This window comes from Streptoverticillium reticulum, from assembly GCF_047456005.1.
In the GTDB taxonomy this organism is placed as follows: Bacteria; Actinomycetota; Actinomycetes; order Streptomycetales; family Streptomycetaceae; genus Streptomyces; species Streptomyces reticulum.
The window spans coordinates 6919791-6935645 of the sequence record NZ_CP179755.1; the positions used below are offsets into that span (position 1 = coordinate 6919791).

Sequence of the window (15855 nt, forward strand, 5' to 3'; positions counted from 1 at the left end):
GGGCGCTGATGCGGGACGGATGGATTGGCTTCGCCGTCGCCGCCGAAGCCGATGATGCCGCGGTGGCACCCATGCCGACCGGGGGAAGCGGTGGTTGATACGGGCTTCTGGCGATGCTGGTCCGGAAATGGTCCGGATCTTGGCGTGTGCGGTGCTCGGCGACAGCGGTGATCGGGTGGATAGTCGCGCTCTGTGGGAAGGTCGACACGCGACTGACCGAGAGGATCCCGCTCAGCCGGCTGCCGATCGGTCGCGCCATTACGGCCGTACCGGCGCCCGCTCTGCACACCCGCCGTCCGTCAACCCCGGTAGACGGCGCAGCGCTAGGCGTTGCTGGCGTTGCTCCACCCGGCTGTGCTGGAATACGAGTCAAGCAGGTCCACCACGAAGACCAGGGTCGAGCCTGGCGGGATCAACGGCGAGGGCGACTGCTTGCCGTAGCCGAGGCGTGGGGGAACGATGATCTCGCGCCGACCGCCGACCTTCATCCCCCTCACTCCCCGGTCCCAGCCCTTGATGACCCTGCCACTGCCCAGGGCGAACTTGAACGGCTGGCCCCGGTCCCAGGAGGCATCGAACTCCTTCCCGGACTCGAAGGTCACCCCGACATAGTGGACCCTGACCACCATGCCCGGCTTTACCTCAGCCCCGTCCCCGACGATCAGGTCCCGGATGGTCAGCTCGGTAGGAGCGTCACCTTCCGGAACGTCGACCTCGGGCTTCGTCAGTTCACTCATTGCAGCCTCATCACTCTTCGTCGAAAGACCCCGCACGGACCAGCCGGACACGTGGGCACCCCATGCAGCAGATGGTCACGCTACCGAGAGTGCCGATTCCCGGAGCACACCAGATCCAGCGACCAGGCGTGATGATCTTTCGCGTAGCCGATGAACGCGACTCCGCACGCACGGTCACGCGGCAATCGCCCGAACGAGGCGAGGTGCAGACGGCTGCCGGTGATCGGCTGGATGGGGTGCTGGCGTGGCTGGCGGCAAGGGGGGGCGGAGTTCGGCGTCGGGTGAGCTGGGGCCAGGTGACAGTGAGTCGCCCGGCTGTCAGGTCAGGGGTCTGAGGTGATGCCCTCGATGGGTAGTCCGTCGCGGACCCGGTTGCGGCTCCAGGTGACGGCGTAGATGTCGGGCATGTCGTTCGTGTGGGTACGGCGGCTGCAGACGTAGTGGTGGGCGATGTAGCAGTAGCCGCCGGGGAGAGGTTCGCCTTCGGGTCCGGTGCTGGCCCATCCGCCTGGTGTCATCAGCCAGCGTTGCCCTTGAGGGACTTCGGCGCTGGGGAGTGGTTCAAGTTCGAGGAGGATCCAGCGGTCTTCTGGGGTTCGTCGGAGTTGCTGGGCCAACCGCATTCGGGACAGGCGACGGTTCGCGTGGTCTTTTTTACCCCCATTCCTCAGGAATTGCCGCTTTGTGGTCCGCTTGGTCAGTGGCCCGGTCGGTCGTTTGTGCTGGTGGCGGGGGTGCGGGTGGGCTCCCGGTCGGTCAGGGCGTCGCCTCGTGTCCCGGTGGCAAGCAGGGCTGTTGGCTGGTGAGGCGGTCTTGCCCAAAGGGTTCCCGGCCCGCTGGGGGCCGGGATGGTTCAAGTCGGCGCACGGATCTGTCGCCGGGGTCGCCGGATCTGCCACTGGTAGCCGCGGTCCTCGACCGGGCCCAGGGTCTGAAGGCGTCGGCGGGTGTGGAGCTGCCGCAGTACGTGGACCGCGAGCTGGGCAGCTCGGTGTCGGCGGCGGAGCGGGAGCTGCTGCTGGGCGACGCGCTGCTGCACACGGACACGAATCCGCACAGCCTGCTGGTCGCGGCTGATCGCGGGTACCGGGTCGACTGGGCGCTGCCCGCGGCTGGGCCGTCCTGGATCGACGTGGCGGAGCGGCGGTGCGGCTGATGGACGCTGGCTGCAGTGCCAGTGAGGCGTTGGCCTGGGCCGCGGGGTTCGAGTTGTGGGCTGGAGCGGATCCTGCGGCGGTGGGGGTATTCGTGCGCGAGCGCTGTTCAGAGCTGACGGTTCCCCCTTCTTGGTCGTTCCCGGAGAGGACGGATAGACCGGCTTCGCCGTCGACGACGAAGCCGATCATGCCCAGCTGGACCGTCATGTGGTCCGTGACTGGTCCGGAAGATCAGCCTGAGTGGTGGTGATACCGGGATGAACAGGGCAATCAGGTCCCCGTGTGACGCGATGGAAATGAAGGCGCCTATCGGTGACTTCCCAGATCAGAGCCCGCCTCAAGCGATCTAGAAGAACCCAAGCTTCTTGGGGGAGTAGCTACAAAGAACGTTTTTCGTCTGCTGGTAGTGATCCAGCATCATCTTGTGCCCCTCCCGCCCGATCCCCGACTGCTTGTACCCCCCGAACGCGGCGTGAGCCGGATACGCGTGGTAGCAGTTGGTCCAGACGCGCCCCGCCTGGATGGCGCGGCCCGCGCGGTAGGCCGTGGTGCCGTTGCGGGTCCAGACGCCGGCGCCGAGGCCGTAGAGGGTGTCGTTGGCGATGGTGATCGCGTCGTCGAAGTCGGTGAAGGAGGTGACGGCCACGACCGGGCCGAAGATCTCCTCCTGGAAGATGCGCATGCGGTTCGTGCCCTCGAAGACCGTGGGCTGGACGTAGTAGCCGCCCTTGAGTTCGCCGCCGAGGTCGGCGCGGGTGCCGCCGGTGAGGATGCGGGCGCCCTCCTGTTTGCCGATGTCCAGGTAGGAGAGGACCTTCTCCAGCTGGTCGTTGGAGGCCTGGGCGCCGATCATCGTGGTGGTGTCGAGGGGGTGGCCGGGGACGATGGCCTCGGTGCGGGTGATGGCCGCCTCCAGGAAGGAGGCGTAGTGGCCGCGCTGGATGAGGGCGCGGGAGGGGCAGGTGCACACCTCGCCCTGGTTGAGGGCGAACATGGTGAAGCCCTCGAGGGCCTTGTCGAGGAAGTCGTCGTCGGCCGCCGAGACGTCGTCGAAGAAGATGTTCGGGCTCTTGCCGCCGAGTTCGAGGGTGACGGGCTTCAGGTTCTCCGAGGCGTACTGCATGATCAGCCGGCCCGTCGTCGTCTCGCCGGTGAAGGCGATCTTGGCGACGCGCGGGCTGGAGGCCAGCGGCTTGCCGGCCTCCACGCCGAAGCCGTTGACGATGTTCACCACGCCCGGCGGGAGGAGGTCCGAGACCAGGTCGAGCCAGACGTGGATCGACGCCGGAGTCTGTTCCGCCGGCTTCAGGACCACCGCGTTGCCCGCCGCCAGGGCGGGGGCCAGTTTCCACGTGGCCATGAGGATCGGGAAGTTCCACGGGATGATCTGGGCCACCACGCCCAGCGGTTCGTGGAAGTGGTACGCGACCGTGTCCTCGTCCAGTTCGGACAGGGAGCCCTCCTGGGCCCGTATCGCGCCCGCGAAGTAGCGGAAGTGGTCGACGGCGAGCGGGATGTCGGCGGCGAGGGTCTCGCGGACGGGCTTGCCGTTCTCCCAGGACTCGGCGACCGCGAGCAGCTCCAGGTTCTGCTCCATGCGGTCGGCGATGCGGTTCAGCACCGCGGCCCGTTCGGCCGGGGAGGTGCGGGCCCAGCCGGGGGCCGCGGCGTGGGCGGCGTCCAGGGCGGCCTCGACGTCCTCGGCCGTGCCGCGGGCGATCTCGGTGAACGGCTGCCCGTTCACCGGCGTCGGGTTCTCGAAGTACCGTCCCTGCTTGGGCGGTACGTACGCGCCGCCGATCCAGTGGTCGTAGCGCGAACGGTAGGAGACGATCGCGTCAGGGGAGCCGGGGCTGGCGTAGCGGGTCATGGGACGTCCTCCGGTTGGCAGTTGCCGGTTGGCGTTCGACTGTGCGGCCAAGGACGCTAGCGCCGGACAGGTTGCGCGAACGTTGCCCGCAGCAGGCGCGCCCGTACCGCGACCGAGCGGCGGTGCGCCGCGCTCTCCGGGAGCGCGGCCAGCAGCCGCTCCCACACCTCCAGGTCGTCCTCGCCCCACGGGCTGTCGGCCCACGCCTGCAGCGCGCCCGCATCTCCGCTGCCCAGGACCGCGCGCCGTAGCCGGTCCTCCAGCAGGCGGCGCAGTCTGCGGACGCCCGGCGCCTCGGACAGGGGGAGGAGGGGGCCGTCGTAGCGGTCGAGTGCCGTGCGGAGGTCGCCGGTCGCCAGATGGCGTTCCACGTCGGACGCGTCCGTCTCCACCGGGGCGGACAGCCGGTACGGGCGCGAGCCCAGCAGCGGGCCCACCAGGCGCCGCAGCCGGGACAGTTCGGCGCGCAGCGTCACCGGGGGCACGGCGCGTTCGCAGCCGTAGAGTTCGGCCGCGAGGCCGTCGCCGGTGAGGCCCTCGGGGTGGGCGGCCAGCAGCACCAGGATCTCGCTGTGCCGGCGGCCCAGCCGTAACCGGCGGCCGGCCCCGGTCAGCAGCGCCTCGTCCCTGCCGAGCGCCGACAGCGACCAGCCGCCGGCCACGCCGCCGCGGTCGGCGGCCAGCTGGGCCTCGGCCGCGCGGGCCGTCGCGCGGACCAGCGCCAGGCAGTGCGGGGCAGCGAGGTGGTCGCCGCCGGTGATGTCGACGGCGCCCAGCAGTCGCCCGGTGCGCGGGTCGTGGACGGGCGCGGCGGCACAGGTCCACGGCTGCACCAGCCGGTTGTAGTGCTCGGCGGCGACGATCTGCACCGCGCGGCCCAGGGCGAGAGCGGTGCCCGGAGCGTTGGTGCCGGCGTGCCGCTCGTCCCAGCGGGCGCCCGCGACGAAGTTCATGCGCTCGGCCCGGCCGCGCAGCCCGGGGTGGCCCTCGACCCACAGCATGCGGCCCGCCGCGTCGCAGACCGCCAGCAGGTGCGTCCCGTCGTCGGCGAGGGAGCCGAGCAGCTCGCGGAAGAGCGGCATCGCCCGGGCCAGGGGATGTGCCCGGCGGTAGCCCTCCAGGTCGGGGCCGGAGAGCTCGACGGGGGCCAGGAATTCGGGCGCCGCCAGGGCGGCCGCCGAGCGCCGCCAGGACGCGGCCACCAACTCCGCGTGGGTGCTGGCCACGAGGCACCTCCTCGAAGGTCGTGGTGCGCGGATGGTGCGGGACGGGTCCGTACCGGGTACATCCGGGACAGGCACGAATGTGTGGTGGACACGTCACGCGGACGACTCCGCGCGACCCCGCCCACTCGTACCCCTCCACCCCCTCCCTGCTCCGGAACGCCCCGGACTCCCGTGAACGGAAGAAGCATGTCCTCCAAGGTGCTCGCCGACATAGTCGAACGGACCCTCGCCGCCTACGTCACCACGTTCCTCGGCCTGCTCATAGCCGACGGAGCGAACCTCGCCAGCGTCTCCGCCCTCAAGGCCGCCGCCATCGCCGCGATTCCCGCCGCCCTCTCCGTGATCAAGGGGGCCATCGGGAGCCGCTTCGGGGACAAGGACAGCGCCGCGTGGCTGCCACGGCGGCTTCGGCAGCAGGCATGAGCACGGCGTAGCGGAATCCCTCCCTTCACACGGGGTGTGCGCGGCGCGCCCTCGCACACCCCCTCACACACGTTCCCGGACCGGCCCGCCGCGCGGAAGACTCTCTCTTGCGAGTCCCACTTGGCGCGACGGGACCGGGCCCCGGTCCATCCCCCCGAGCCGGCGGCCCGCCGCCCCGTACCGCCGGGCGGACGGTACGGGGCGGGGCCATGACCCGGGTGCAGTACGCACCCCGCCTTCGCTCCGCACGGAGCGGGTGCAACGATGTGCGGGTCATGAAAAGTGGGCAGCAGGCGGGACAAGTGCCGCGAGCGTTGCGAGCCGCCGTGTTCGCAGCGGTCTGCGTGCTGCTCGCCGCCCTGGGCCACGCCGTCATGTCGGGGACCACGGTTCCCTGGTGGGCCGTCGCCGTCGCGCTGACCGGAACGGGCAGCTGCGCCTGGTTCCTGGCGGGACGTGAACGCGGGCCACTGCTCATCACGCTCGCCACGGTGGGCGCGCAGACGGGTCTGCACTCCTTCTTCTCGCTGGCGCAGAACGTGGCGCAGCGGGCCGCGGCCGGCACGGTGCCGTCGGCCCCCGCAGGGGACCACCTCACCTGCGGGGGGCTCCCGCCGATGGCGACGGCGACACCCATGCCCATGGACCACATGTCGTCCATGGGCCACATGTCCATGGGTGCCGGCCACGGTGCCCTCGGCATGTGGTCCGCGCACGTCCTGGTCGCCGTCGTCTGCGGCATCTGGCTCGCCGGCGGCGAACAGGCCGCCTTCCGGCTCGGCCGCACCATCGGCGCGCGGCTGCGTGCCCCGCTGCTCTTCCTCTTCCACGACGTACCGGCCCGCTCCGGCCCGCCGCGCATCCGCGCCGACCGGTCGCGCGCCGCACAGCGGCTGCGCCAGCTGCTGTACGCCCATGTCATCGCCACGCGTGGTCCGCCGGCCGCCCGTGTCGCCTTCTGCTGACGGCGACCCACCCGGCCGAACACGTCACCGGGCCGCCCGCTCCGCACGACCGGGTGCCCGGAATCCAGGAAGGACCCAGGGCGATGACCCCTGCCCGAACAACCCTGTCACCTCATGCCCAGCTGCTCGGCCAACACCTTGAGCCGCAGCGCCCGTTCGCCCCAGCGGCGGCACTCGGCGCACCCGCGCAGGTGCGCGTCGAGCGCCGCGCCGGTCGTGCCCGGCGGCAGCTCCTCGCGGTCGACGCGGGCGGATACGGCGGTACGGGCCTCACTGCAATGCACCTGGCCATCGTCGCAGGAGGCCGCCGTGCGTGACGACGAGACGGTGACCGCCTGGGCGCTCGCCGCCCGCAGCGGCGACGCCGACGCGGTGGAGCGCTTCATCCGCGCGACGCAGAGCGACGTGCGGCGGTACGTGGCCCGGCTGAGCAACGACCCGCAGGGCGCGGACGACCTCGTGCAGGAGACGTACCTGCGGGCCCTGCGCTCGCTGGCCCGTTTCGAGGGCCGTTCCTCCGCCCGCACCTGGCTGCTGTCCATCGCCCGCCGCACGGTCGTGGACCGGCTGCGCTTCCAGGCGGCGCGGCCGCGGCTGTCCGACACCGACGACTGGCTCTCGGCCGCCGAGCGCGCCCAGTCCGCCGGACTGCCGGGCTTCGACGAGGGCGTGGCCCTCTCGCAGCTGCTCGACCGGCTGCCGTACGAGCGTCGCGAGGCGTTCGTCCTGACCCAGCTGCTCGGACTGCCGTACGCCGAGGCCGCGGTGGTCGCGGGCTGCCCGGTCGGCACCGTGCGGTCCCGCGTGGCGCGGGCCCGCGAGTCGCTGATCGGCCAGCTGGAGACGGCCGAACGCGATGTGCCGGTGCGCGTACCGGCCATGGCTGGGTAGGCGGCAAAGCGCGCGAAGGGGGCTATGGGCGACAGTGCCCATAGCCCCCTTCGCGCATACCGGGGGTCAGTTCCCCGGCCGGACGACCACCGCCTCGGCCCGCACCTCGCCGCTCTCGCGGAAGCGCAGGACGAACGGGAGCCGGTCGCCGACGCGCAGCCGCGGCGGCCCGGACACCATCACGTCCAGCTCGTGCGGAGACATCTCCAGCGTGCCGCGCGCCGGGACGGTCGCGGAGTGCACCATCCGCATCGTTCCGGCACCGTTCTTCACGACCGTGCGGCTGAGCATCGCGCCGCGAGCCGAGGGGACCTCGACGCCGACGAGCTCGTCGTCGGTGTCCCCGTCGTTGCGCAGCCGGAAGAAGGCCGCGGTGTCGTCCGTCCCGAACGGGACCAGGAGGCGCGCGTCCTCGACCGTCACGGAGGCGGGGCGGCCCGCGGCGCCGGAGGCCGTCCAGGCGGTCAGCCCGCCGAGGGCGACCGCGCACGCGGCGACGGGCACGAGCGCCGCGCGGGCGGTGCGCAGCAACGAGTCCTTCATCTCCTTCATCACGATTCCTCACGGGTCGGAGCGGGGCGCCGGGACCGGCCGGTCCGGGCCGGCACCGGCTGCCAGCCGCGCAGCCGCAGGCTGTTGCCGACCACCAGCAGGGAGCTGACCGACATCGCCGCCGCGGCGACCATCGGGCTCAGCAGCCCGACCGCGGCGAGCGGCACGGTCACCAGGTTGTAGCCGAACGCCCAGGCGAGGTTGGCCCGTACGGTCACCGAGGTGCGCCGGGCCAGGCGCACGGCGTCGGCCAGGGCCCCCATGTCCTCGCGGACGAGGGTGACGTCGGCGGCCCCGATGGCCGCGTCCGTGCCGCTGCCCATCGCGATGCCGAGGTCGGCGCCCGCGAGGGCGGCGGTGTCGTTGACGCCGTCGCCGATGACCGCGACCCGGTGGCCCTTCGCGCGCAGCGCGCGCACGAGCCCGGCCTTGTCCTCGGGCGTCGCCCGCGCGTGGACCTCGGTGATGCCGAGCCCGGCCGCGACGGTGCGGGCCGCGGCCTCGCTGTCGCCGGTGGCCAGCACGGGGCGCAGGCCGAGCCGCTTGAGGTGGTCGACGGCGCGGTAGCTGCCGGCCCGTACGGTGTCGCCGAGGGCGATGACGGCTTCGGGGGTGCCGTTCACTGTGACGACGACGGCCGTGTGGCCGTCCTGTTCGGCGGTTCGCAGCGCCGTGGCGAGGGCCTCCGGCAGGGGGTGGTCGGGCTGCCGCCGTCGTGATTCCGCCGAACCCTCGGCGCCGGGGTTGCTCGCCGTTGCGGCGGAAGCATTCTCCGGGGCTGCGCCCCGGGGCCCGTTTCCGGGTTCGGCGCGGGGGGTCTCGGGGGCTGTGCCCGGCACTCCGTCCGCGGGTTCGGCTTGGGGGATTTCCGGGGCTGCGCCCGGCAGTCCGTCCGCGGGTTCGGCCGGGGGGATCTCCGGGGCCGTGCCCCGCACCGCGTCCCCGGGTTCGGCCCGGGGAATTTCCGGGGCCGTGCCCCGCACCCCGCCCCCCGGTTCGGCCGATGCGGCCTCCGGCCGCCCCACCTCCACCCGGTGCCCCTCCACCGTTGCGCTCACGCCCACGCCCGGCGTCGCCGTGAACTCCGTTGCGGGCGGCAGCCCCCCGGCCCCCGCAAACGCGTGGATCGCCCGTCCCACCGGGTGTTCCGAGCCTGACTCCGCCGCCGCCGCCAGGCGGACCGCGGTCTCCGCGCCGAGGCCGCCGGGGCGGGGCGTCACCGCCGTCACGGTCATCGAGCCCGTCGTCAGCGTGCCCGTCTTGTCCAGGACGACCGTGTCCACGCGCCGCAGGCCCTCCAGCGCCTGCGGGCCGCGGACCAGGATGCCCAGGCCCGCGCCGCGGCCGGTCGCCGCCAGCAGGGCGGTGGGGGTGGCCAGGCCCAGGGCGCACGGGCAGGCGACCACCAGCACCGCGACCGCCGCGGTGACCGCCGCCTGCGGGGACGCGCCCGCGCCGAGCCAGAAGCCGAGGACCGTGACGGCGACGGCGAGGACCGCCGGGACGAAGACGCCCGCGACCGCGTCCGCCAGCCGCTGCACCTTCGCCTTGCCGGCCTGCGCCTCCTCCACCAGCCGGGCGATCCGGGCCAGTTGGGTGTCCGCGCCGACCGCCTCCGCCCGCACCTCCAGCAGCCCGCCGGAGTTGACCGCGCCGCCCACCACGGACGAGCCCGGACCGGCCTCCACGGGCGCGCTCTCGCCCGTGACCAGGGACAGGTCCAGCGCCGAACTGCCCGCGACGACCGTGCCGTCGGTCGCCACGCGCTCCCCGGGACGCACCACGAAGCGGTCGCCGACCCGCAACTCCGCGATCGGGACGCGGCGTTCGGCGCCGCCCGCCGCCCGGACGGTCACGTCCTTGGCGGCGAGGGAGGCCAGGGCCCGCAGCGCCGAGCCCGTGCCGCGGCGGGCCCTGGCCTCCAGCAGCCGGCCGGTCAGGACGAACAGCGGGACGCCGACGACCGCCTCCAGGTACACGTCCGCCGTACCGCCCGACATCGAGGGCACCAGCGTGAACGGCATCCGCATGTCCGGGTTCCCGGCGCCGCCGAGGAACAGGGCGTACGCCGACCAGGAGTACGAGGCCAGCACGCCCAGCGAGACCAGCGTGTCCATCGTCGCGGCCGAGTGTCGCAGCCCGCGCAGCGCCCGCTCGTGGAACGGCCACGCGCCCCACGCCGCGACCGGCGTCGCCAGCACGAAGCACAGCCACTGCCAGTTGCGGAACTGCAGCGCGGGAACCATGGACAACACCAGCACCGGCACGGACAGCAGGGCCGTGAGCAGCAGCCGGGTGAGGGCCGCGGTGCCGGGACCGTCGTCGTCGGGTGCGGCGGGCCGCTCGGGCTCGGGCAGCGCGGCCGTGAAGCCCGCCCCCTCCACCACGGCGATCAGCTCGGCCGGCGTCACGGCCGCGGGGTGGCTGACGCGGGCGCGGCCGGTGGCCAGGTTGACGGTGGCGCTCACGCCGTCCAGGCGGCCGAGCTTCTTCTCGATGCGGGCCACGCACGCGGCGCAGGTCATGCCGCCGACGATCAGCTCGGTCTCGGTGGCCGGAGAGGCTGTTGCGGTGCTGCTCATCAGTGGCCCATCCCCGGCATGCCGTCCATGCCGCCGCCGCTGCCGCCTGACCCGGAGCCCGGGCCGCCGCCGGTGCGGTGCATGCCGGGGGAGACGGGCCCGGCCGCGGAGCCGACGGCGTACGCGACGCCGAAGAGCGCGGTCAGGAGCAGGGCGAAGCCGATCAGTGCTGCGTACGGACTGAGGGGGTGACGTGCGGTCATCGAGGCATCGTGGCACGGTCCGGCGGGCGATCCGCGCCTTGCGCCCGTTGCGCGGCACGTGAGGATTGTCCCTTTCGCGGCCGGGAACCAACGGCCCCGTCCGGCCGACTACCTGGAGATCGAGGAGTGTTCCGGAACGCTTCCTGCGAACCTCCGGGAACTCGGAACCCGGTCCGTACGACTTCTCAGGGGTCCACGACTTCCTGAGGAGAATCCCGCCGTGCCGCCGTCCGAACCCGTGCACCTCTCCGGTTCCGCGTACAAGCGCGATCCCTACCCGCTGTACGCGCGGCTGCGCGAGGAAGGGCCGATCCACCGGGTGCTCTTCCCCAGCGGCGTCACCGCCTGGCTGGTCACCGGCCACGCCGCCGCCCAGAGCACCCTCGCCGATCCCCGGCTGGGCAAGAACCACGCGCGCGGCAACGACCGGTGGCGCGCCCGCGCCTCGATCATGCCCGAGCCGCAGCACTCGCAGCTCCAGGTGCACCTGCTGCACCAGGACCCGCCGAAGCACACCGCCATGCGCCGGCTGATCACCGACGCCTTCGCGCCGCGCCGCGTCGAGGAACTGCGGCCGCGCTTCCAGGAGATGGCGGACGCGCTCGTGGACGGGATGCCGGCCGGCGCCGACGCCGTCGACCTGGTGCAGTGCTTCGCCGCCCGGTTCCCCTTCCAGGTCCTCGCCGAGACCATCGGGCTGCCCGCGCACCTGGCCGCCCGCTTCCGCCGCGAGTGGGGCGGCGTCGTCGCGCCCGTCGGCCCGGAGGACCCGCGGCGGCCCGCCTACGAGGAACTGCTGCGCGGGCTCCAGGGCTACATCGCCGACGTGGTGGCCGACCGGCGCGAGCACCCCGGTGACGGTCTGCTCGGCCGGCTGGTCGCCGCGCGCGACGCGGGCGAACTGTCGCAGGAGGAGCTGGACTCCATGATCTTCCAGCTGCTGGTGGCCGGTCAGGAGCCGGTCACCAACCAGATCACCACCGCGCTGGTGTCGCTGTTCCGCCACCCCGAGGCCCTGGAGCGGCTGCGCTCCGAGCCGGAGCTGATGCCGGCCGCCGTCGAGGAACTGATGCGTCTGGACAGCGCGTTCGAGCTCACCACCTGGCGCTTCCTCGCCGAGGACGCCGAGCTGCACGGCACCCGGGTGCCCGCCGGGGACTCCGTGATCGTCTCCCTCTGCGCCGCCAACCGCGACCCCGAGCGCTTCCCCGACCCCGACACGCTCGACCTCGACCGGCAGCAGGGCCCGCACCTGGGCTTCGGGCACGGAATCCACTTCTGCCCCGGCGCCGCCCTCGCCCGCATCGAACTCCAGGTCGCCCTCGACACCTTGATCCGGCGGCTGCCGGGGCTGCGGCTCGCCGTGCCGGAGGAGAAGCTGTCCTGGATCCCGGCCGTCCTCGGCCGGGGCACGGCCGCACTGCCCGTGGCCTTCGACGGGGCCGTGTGCCCCCGCAGCAAGCGCGGGTGATCCCGTGATCACGCAGACGACCTCGGTCGACGCCCGTATCCTCGGCCTGCTCCTGCCGTACCACCGGACCACCGGTCCGGCGTCCGCCGATCCGCAGGATCATCCGGAACAGCTCGACCAGATACGCACGTTCACCGAACGCGGCGAGCCCGTTCTGTTCACGCTTCCCGGCTTCCCGTGCAAGTCCCCCAACCCCGAGAAGGTCCTCGGCCACCTGCCGGACGAGGGCGAGCGGCTCTCGCTGTCCTTCCTGGACGGGCTCTGCGCCCGCATCGGCGAGATCTACGCGCCCGGGGCGCGGATGGTGATCTGCTCGGACGGCCACATCTTCGCGGACCAGATCAAGGTGTCCGATGCGGACATCGACGCCTACGGGGACGAACTGCGGGCCCTGATACGGCAGGAAGGGCTGCAGCACCTGGAGACCTTCGACCTCCGGCAGGTGCACGGGGACCTGCCGCACGAGGAGAAGCGGCGGCTGGTGACGGAGGCGTACGCGCCGCCGCTGGATGCGCTGCGGGCACAGACGCGGACGGACGAGGAGACCGCGCGGCTGTACCGCGGCATCACACGGTTCCTGGTGGAGGACACGCCTGCGGGGCACGCGGGCAGCCGGTCCGCGCTGCAACGGGAGTGCCGGGCGCGGGCGTACGAGGTCATCGCCCGGAGCCGGGCGTGGGGCGAGCTGATCGCCGATCACTTTCCGCGGTCGGTGCGCCTGTCGATCCATCCGCAGCCGATGGGGGCGGGGAAGTTCGGGATCCGGCTGCTCGACTCTGTGGATGCGTGGGCCACGCCGTGGCATTCGGTGGTGGTAAGGGGCCCCTGGCCGGGGGCGCGGTTGATGCGGCGAGTGGAGGCCGAGGGGGTTGGGCGGCTGGTGTGGCGGGGTGAGCGGCCCAGCCATTACGTGGTGGGGTAGGGGTGTTGGGGCCCCGGTCCCACCCTTTTCCCGATGCTCGTAACGGGGGGTTCTACGGGCCCCGCCCGGTTCGTGACCAGGCGGGGCGGGGCGCTGTAGGTCAGCGGGGGTCTAGCGGGCTCTGCGCGTCCTCGGGCGACGGTCCGGCGCCGATCTTCAGGGCGCAGTCAGGGCAGGCGTAGAGGGAGAAGCCGGGACCGCTTGCGCTGGGGATGTACCTGACGGTCACCGGGGCTTCCGTGGACCTGCCGCAGTTGCAGCAGATAGCGGCACTCATGCGGTCACCGCCACGAAGTCGTACCGCTCGGGGTTCGGGTAGTCGTAGCCGAGTGCTGCCGCTACGAGAGCCACGCAGCGTTGACGCTGCCGCTCGCGTTCCGCCGCGCGTTCCTGCTCCTTCGCCTGCCCCTTCTCGTGTTCCTCCATGAACCGCGGAACGAGTGGGCGGGTGTCGGGCGGGAGGATGTACCGGGCGAGGTGATGCGGCGGGATCGGCTTGTGGCCGCCGCAGATCTCGTAGGGCGGTTGAGCTGGCAGGGCCGACGTCGGGGCGGGTGGCGTCGACACCGGGTCCGCTGCAGGAGGAGTGCAGCGTCCCCCGCCGTGCTTGCCATGGGCGGGCAGCAGTATGCGGAGCACCCATAAGAGGATGCGGACGATAAGGTCTCGCATGAGTCGTTCAGCTCCTCGAAAGCTGGTCGGCTAAGCCCCGGCTGACCGCGTAGGACCGGTCTTCCGGGGCGCTTCCGGTTCGGGACGCTACTCAATCCTGTTGACCCCTGTCCACCCCTCGGGGTCACCAGGGGCGGGTGAGCGCCCAAGGCTGATTTGTGTACGGTCTCCGGTGTGGAGTTCGACCCGAGGCGCCCGAAGTGGCAGCAGATTGCTGACGTGATCCGTACGCGGATCAAGACCGGCGAGTACCCGCCGCACTTTCTGATCTCTGAAGTGCAGTTGGCACGGGAGTTCAGCGTCAACCGGGACACGATGCGCAAGACGACCAAAGCATTGCGCGAAGAGGGCTTGATCAGTACGACGTCGGGCATGGGCTCCTTTGTGGAGGAACGGGGAGACCGGCCCAAGCAATAAGCCCCCGAACGTCACGTCCAGGGGCCATGCTCCGCATGGAATGCGGCTGTGATCCGGGGCTCAGAGCGTTGGCGCCAGGGCACGCACGAGAAGTGTGCCTGTCTTCCATCCTTCGGGTGGGGTGATCTCGACGGCCATTGGCGCCTGGAACCCGTGTAGGTCCAGCAAAGCGGTCCAGGCATCGGTGGTGTAGTCCCAGCGTTTGACGACCAAGGGGTTGGGGTCGTCGGCCTGGTTGATATAGGACGCCTGGCATCCGTAGCAGCCTTCGACCGCCGGCCGCTGGGAGAGGGCTAGGACGCCACCGGGTTTGAGGACCTGGCGGACGGCAGGGAGCATCTGGGCCGGGTCGGTGAACCAGACGGCGCCGAACACGGAGAACACCGCGTCGAAGCGGTCGGCGGTTTCGCTCAGGAAGGCGAGCGCGCCGCGCTGGTGCAGTTCCAGCCCTGGCAGGTCACCCCAGCGTTCGCGGGCGGCGCTGAGCTGGACTGGGGACACGTCGACTCCGACGGCTCGGTGTCCGAGGGTGGCAACGTGTGCGAGGTTCCCGCCCGTGCCACACCCCAACTCAAGAACTGAGGCCTCCTCGCTCACGCTCAGGACCTCGATGCCCGGGCCGTGGTCGGGGTACTGGGTCCAGTTGAACCACGTGGACTCGCCCTTGGCGTTCTTCTCCCGACGGCCGGGCTTCCGGCGGGCGTAGGTGTCCCATGCGGTGGTGTCGGTCACGTGCTCACTCCATCGTGCGCTCACGGGGTGACCGACCGCACCACACGGGTACGGTCGGCCCTTGATGCCTGCGCTGTACTCAACCGGTCGGGGCGGTGTTGTGCTTCGGGCTGTTGTGGCAGTTCGCGTGGCACTGCGAGCAGTCGGCGATGTCCAGCTCCGGCCAGAACTCCAGATCAACCGCGTATCCCGCCGCCTGAATGGCCTCGACGGTCCGGGCCCGCAGCGCCTTGCCGCCGCCATGCTCGTCCCGGTCCAGGAATCCGGGCTGATGGTGCACGAACTTCCCGAACGTGCCCTGGCAGAAGTCGGCGTATGCCTTCGTGCGCAGGACGAAGGCATGCCAGAAGTCATCCACGAGCGGAGACGGGCTCAGCGGATCCTCGCTTGCCGCGCTGGCAGCCACGAACGCCAGCATCTGGCTCACACCTCGCAGCGCAGTGTCCTGTGTGATGTGTTCGAACTTGCCCCGCACGTCGGCCGCGATGGTCTCCCGCAACTGTTCGTTGACCAGCGTTCCCGCGTCAATTGCGGGTCGTTCCTGAACGGTTGTCACGTCTTACCTCCTCTGTTGGGTGGTACCGGGACATGAACCCACTCCGCATCTCGCCACTTTGATGGGCTACGGACGATGACCGGAACAGGATCTGAGCGGGCGTCCGCAGGACTTCACTCGGTCTGCTGCCGCCTCTGCTTGCCGTGCCGTCAAGCATCGACGTCGCGGTGATCAGCGGCTAGCGGCCACATGTAGGCCAGCTGTGGGCCAGCATGGGCATATGAGTGGGGAAACCGTAGGCCAGACCATCCGGCGTCTACGTCAACAACGACGCTGGAGCCAGGCCCGTTTAGCACATGAGGCATGCCGTGCGGCTGGTATCCAAGGTGAGCCGCTCGGACGTCAAGAGATCAGCCGGTACGAGAGGGGGAGGCGCTCGCCGCGCGAGTGGCTGCCTTTCATCGCCGCAGCCCTTGGCGTGCCTCCGGAAGTCTTCACGATGCCCACGGTTCCCACGGAACCGCCCCGGCCCACACTGG

18 protein-coding genes and 1 pseudogene are annotated in these 15855 nt (G+C 71.7%); 8 read left to right on the forward strand and 11 right to left on the reverse strand.

Annotated features, from left to right (window positions below; genetic code table 11):
- Positions 1-323: 323 nt before the first annotated feature.
- Both ACMATS_RS31625 and ACMATS_RS31630 read right to left on the reverse strand, forming a co-directional pair.
- Positions 324-737 carry an FKBP-type peptidyl-prolyl cis-trans isomerase gene (locus ACMATS_RS31625; protein WP_414169816.1) on the reverse strand — a complete coding sequence of 138 codons (414 nt, stop codon included), beginning with the start codon at positions 735-737 and terminating at the stop codon, positions 324-326.
- 323 nt (positions 738-1060) lie between these two features.
- Positions 1061-1360 carry a DUF6083 domain-containing protein gene (locus tag ACMATS_RS31630; protein WP_414169817.1) on the reverse strand — a complete coding sequence of 100 codons (300 nt, stop codon included), beginning with the start codon at positions 1358-1360 and terminating at the stop codon, positions 1061-1063.
- A gap of 326 nt (positions 1361-1686) precedes the next feature.
- Between ACMATS_RS31630 and ACMATS_RS31635 the strand changes: the two genes are divergently transcribed.
- Complete coding sequence (locus tag ACMATS_RS31635; protein WP_414169818.1) at positions 1687-1893, forward strand: hypothetical protein; 207 nt, start codon at positions 1687-1689, stop codon at positions 1891-1893.
- Between the two features lie 347 nt (positions 1894-2240).
- Here ACMATS_RS31635 and adh read toward each other — a convergent pair whose 3' ends face one another.
- Both adh and ACMATS_RS31645 read right to left on the reverse strand, forming a co-directional pair.
- The gene (gene adh, locus ACMATS_RS31640) at positions 2241-3764 is read right to left on the reverse strand and encodes an aldehyde dehydrogenase (protein ID WP_414169819.1); all 1524 of its coding nucleotides are present in this window, start codon (positions 3762-3764) and stop codon (positions 2241-2243) included.
- 56 nt (positions 3765-3820) lie between these two features.
- Positions 3821-4990 (reverse strand): GAF domain-containing protein, encoded by a 1170-nt coding sequence (locus tag ACMATS_RS31645; RefSeq protein ID WP_414169820.1) that lies wholly within the window; start codon positions 4988-4990, stop codon positions 3821-3823.
- Positions 4991-5176: 186 nt separating this feature from the next.
- On the opposite strand from ACMATS_RS31645, the gene ACMATS_RS31650 reads away from it, so the two are divergent.
- Together ACMATS_RS31650 and ACMATS_RS31655 are read left to right on the forward strand one after the other, a co-directional pair.
- Positions 5177-5413, forward strand: coding sequence for a hypothetical protein (locus ACMATS_RS31650; RefSeq protein ID WP_390779191.1), 237 nt, complete (start codon positions 5177-5179; stop codon positions 5411-5413).
- A 326-nt stretch (positions 5414-5739) separates the two neighbouring features.
- Entirely contained in the window at positions 5740-6378 is a 639-nt protein-coding gene (locus tag ACMATS_RS31655; RefSeq protein ID WP_390779192.1) for a hypothetical protein, read from the forward strand.
- Positions 6379-6485: 107 nt separating this feature from the next.
- On the opposite strand, the gene ACMATS_RS31660 is transcribed toward ACMATS_RS31655, so the two are convergent.
- Positions 6486-6662, reverse strand: a complete 177-nt coding sequence (locus ACMATS_RS31660; RefSeq protein WP_390779193.1) for a zf-HC2 domain-containing protein — start codon at positions 6660-6662, stop codon at positions 6486-6488.
- Between the two features lie 25 nt (positions 6663-6687).
- Between ACMATS_RS31660 and ACMATS_RS31665 the strand changes: the two genes are divergently transcribed.
- Positions 6688-7269, forward strand: coding sequence for a sigma-70 family RNA polymerase sigma factor (locus ACMATS_RS31665; RefSeq protein WP_336416720.1), 582 nt, complete (start codon positions 6688-6690; stop codon positions 7267-7269).
- A 66-nt stretch (positions 7270-7335) separates the two neighbouring features.
- On the opposite strand, the gene ACMATS_RS31670 is transcribed toward ACMATS_RS31665, so the two are convergent.
- The 3 genes from ACMATS_RS31670 to ACMATS_RS31680 are packed head-to-tail and all read right to left on the reverse strand — an operon-like array spanning position 7336 to position 10606.
- Positions 7336-7821 carry a copper chaperone PCu(A)C gene (locus ACMATS_RS31670; protein ID WP_390779194.1) on the reverse strand — a complete coding sequence of 162 codons (486 nt, stop codon included), beginning with the start codon at positions 7819-7821 and terminating at the stop codon, positions 7336-7338.
- Positions 7821-10403: an HAD-IC family P-type ATPase gene (locus ACMATS_RS31675; protein ID WP_414169821.1), complete on the reverse strand. Its 2583-nt coding sequence runs from the start codon at positions 10401-10403 to the stop codon at positions 7821-7823. The genes ACMATS_RS31670 and ACMATS_RS31675 overlap by 1 nt, the downstream gene beginning before the upstream one ends.
- Positions 10403-10606, reverse strand: a complete 204-nt coding sequence (locus ACMATS_RS31680) for a hypothetical protein (protein WP_390779196.1) — start codon at positions 10604-10606, stop codon at positions 10403-10405. Before ACMATS_RS31680 ends, ACMATS_RS31675 begins: the two co-directional genes overlap by 1 nt.
- Before the next feature lie 220 nt (positions 10607-10826).
- Here ACMATS_RS31680 and ACMATS_RS31685 point away from each other — a divergent pair, with 220 nt between their 5' ends.
- The gene (locus tag ACMATS_RS31685; protein WP_414169822.1) at positions 10827-12077 is read left to right on the forward strand and encodes a cytochrome P450 family protein; all 1251 of its coding nucleotides are present in this window, start codon (positions 10827-10829) and stop codon (positions 12075-12077) included.
- A gap of 4 nt (positions 12078-12081) precedes the next feature.
- Positions 12082-12999, forward strand: a complete 918-nt coding sequence (locus ACMATS_RS31690) for an L-tyrosine/L-tryptophan isonitrile synthase family protein (protein ID WP_414169823.1) — start codon at positions 12082-12084, stop codon at positions 12997-12999.
- 273 nt (positions 13000-13272) lie between these two features.
- Here the strand turns inward: ACMATS_RS31690 and ACMATS_RS31695 are convergent, their stop codons facing one another.
- The gene (locus ACMATS_RS31695; protein ID WP_414169824.1) at positions 13273-13671 is read right to left on the reverse strand and encodes a hypothetical protein; all 399 of its coding nucleotides are present in this window, start codon (positions 13669-13671) and stop codon (positions 13273-13275) included.
- A gap of 174 nt (positions 13672-13845) precedes the next feature.
- On the opposite strand from ACMATS_RS31695, the gene ACMATS_RS31700 reads away from it, so the two are divergent.
- Positions 13846-14088 (forward strand): GntR family transcriptional regulator, encoded by a 243-nt coding sequence (locus tag ACMATS_RS31700; RefSeq protein WP_414169825.1) that lies wholly within the window; start codon positions 13846-13848, stop codon positions 14086-14088.
- A gap of 60 nt (positions 14089-14148) precedes the next feature.
- On the opposite strand, the gene ACMATS_RS31705 is transcribed toward ACMATS_RS31700, so the two are convergent.
- Entirely contained in the window at positions 14149-14820 is a 672-nt protein-coding gene (locus ACMATS_RS31705) for a class I SAM-dependent methyltransferase (RefSeq protein ID WP_414169826.1), read from the reverse strand.
- Positions 14821-14899: 79 nt separating this feature from the next.
- On the reverse strand, positions 14900-15376 hold the full coding sequence (locus ACMATS_RS31710; protein ID WP_414169827.1) for a glycine-rich domain-containing protein: 477 nt from the start codon (positions 15374-15376) through the stop codon (positions 14900-14902).
- Positions 15377-15596: 220 nt separating this feature from the next.
- Between ACMATS_RS31710 and ACMATS_RS31715 the strand changes: the two are divergent.
- Positions 15597-15794: pseudogene (locus ACMATS_RS31715) on the forward strand (helix-turn-helix domain-containing protein); the annotation flags it as partial.
- Positions 15795-15855 lie beyond the last annotated feature (61 nt).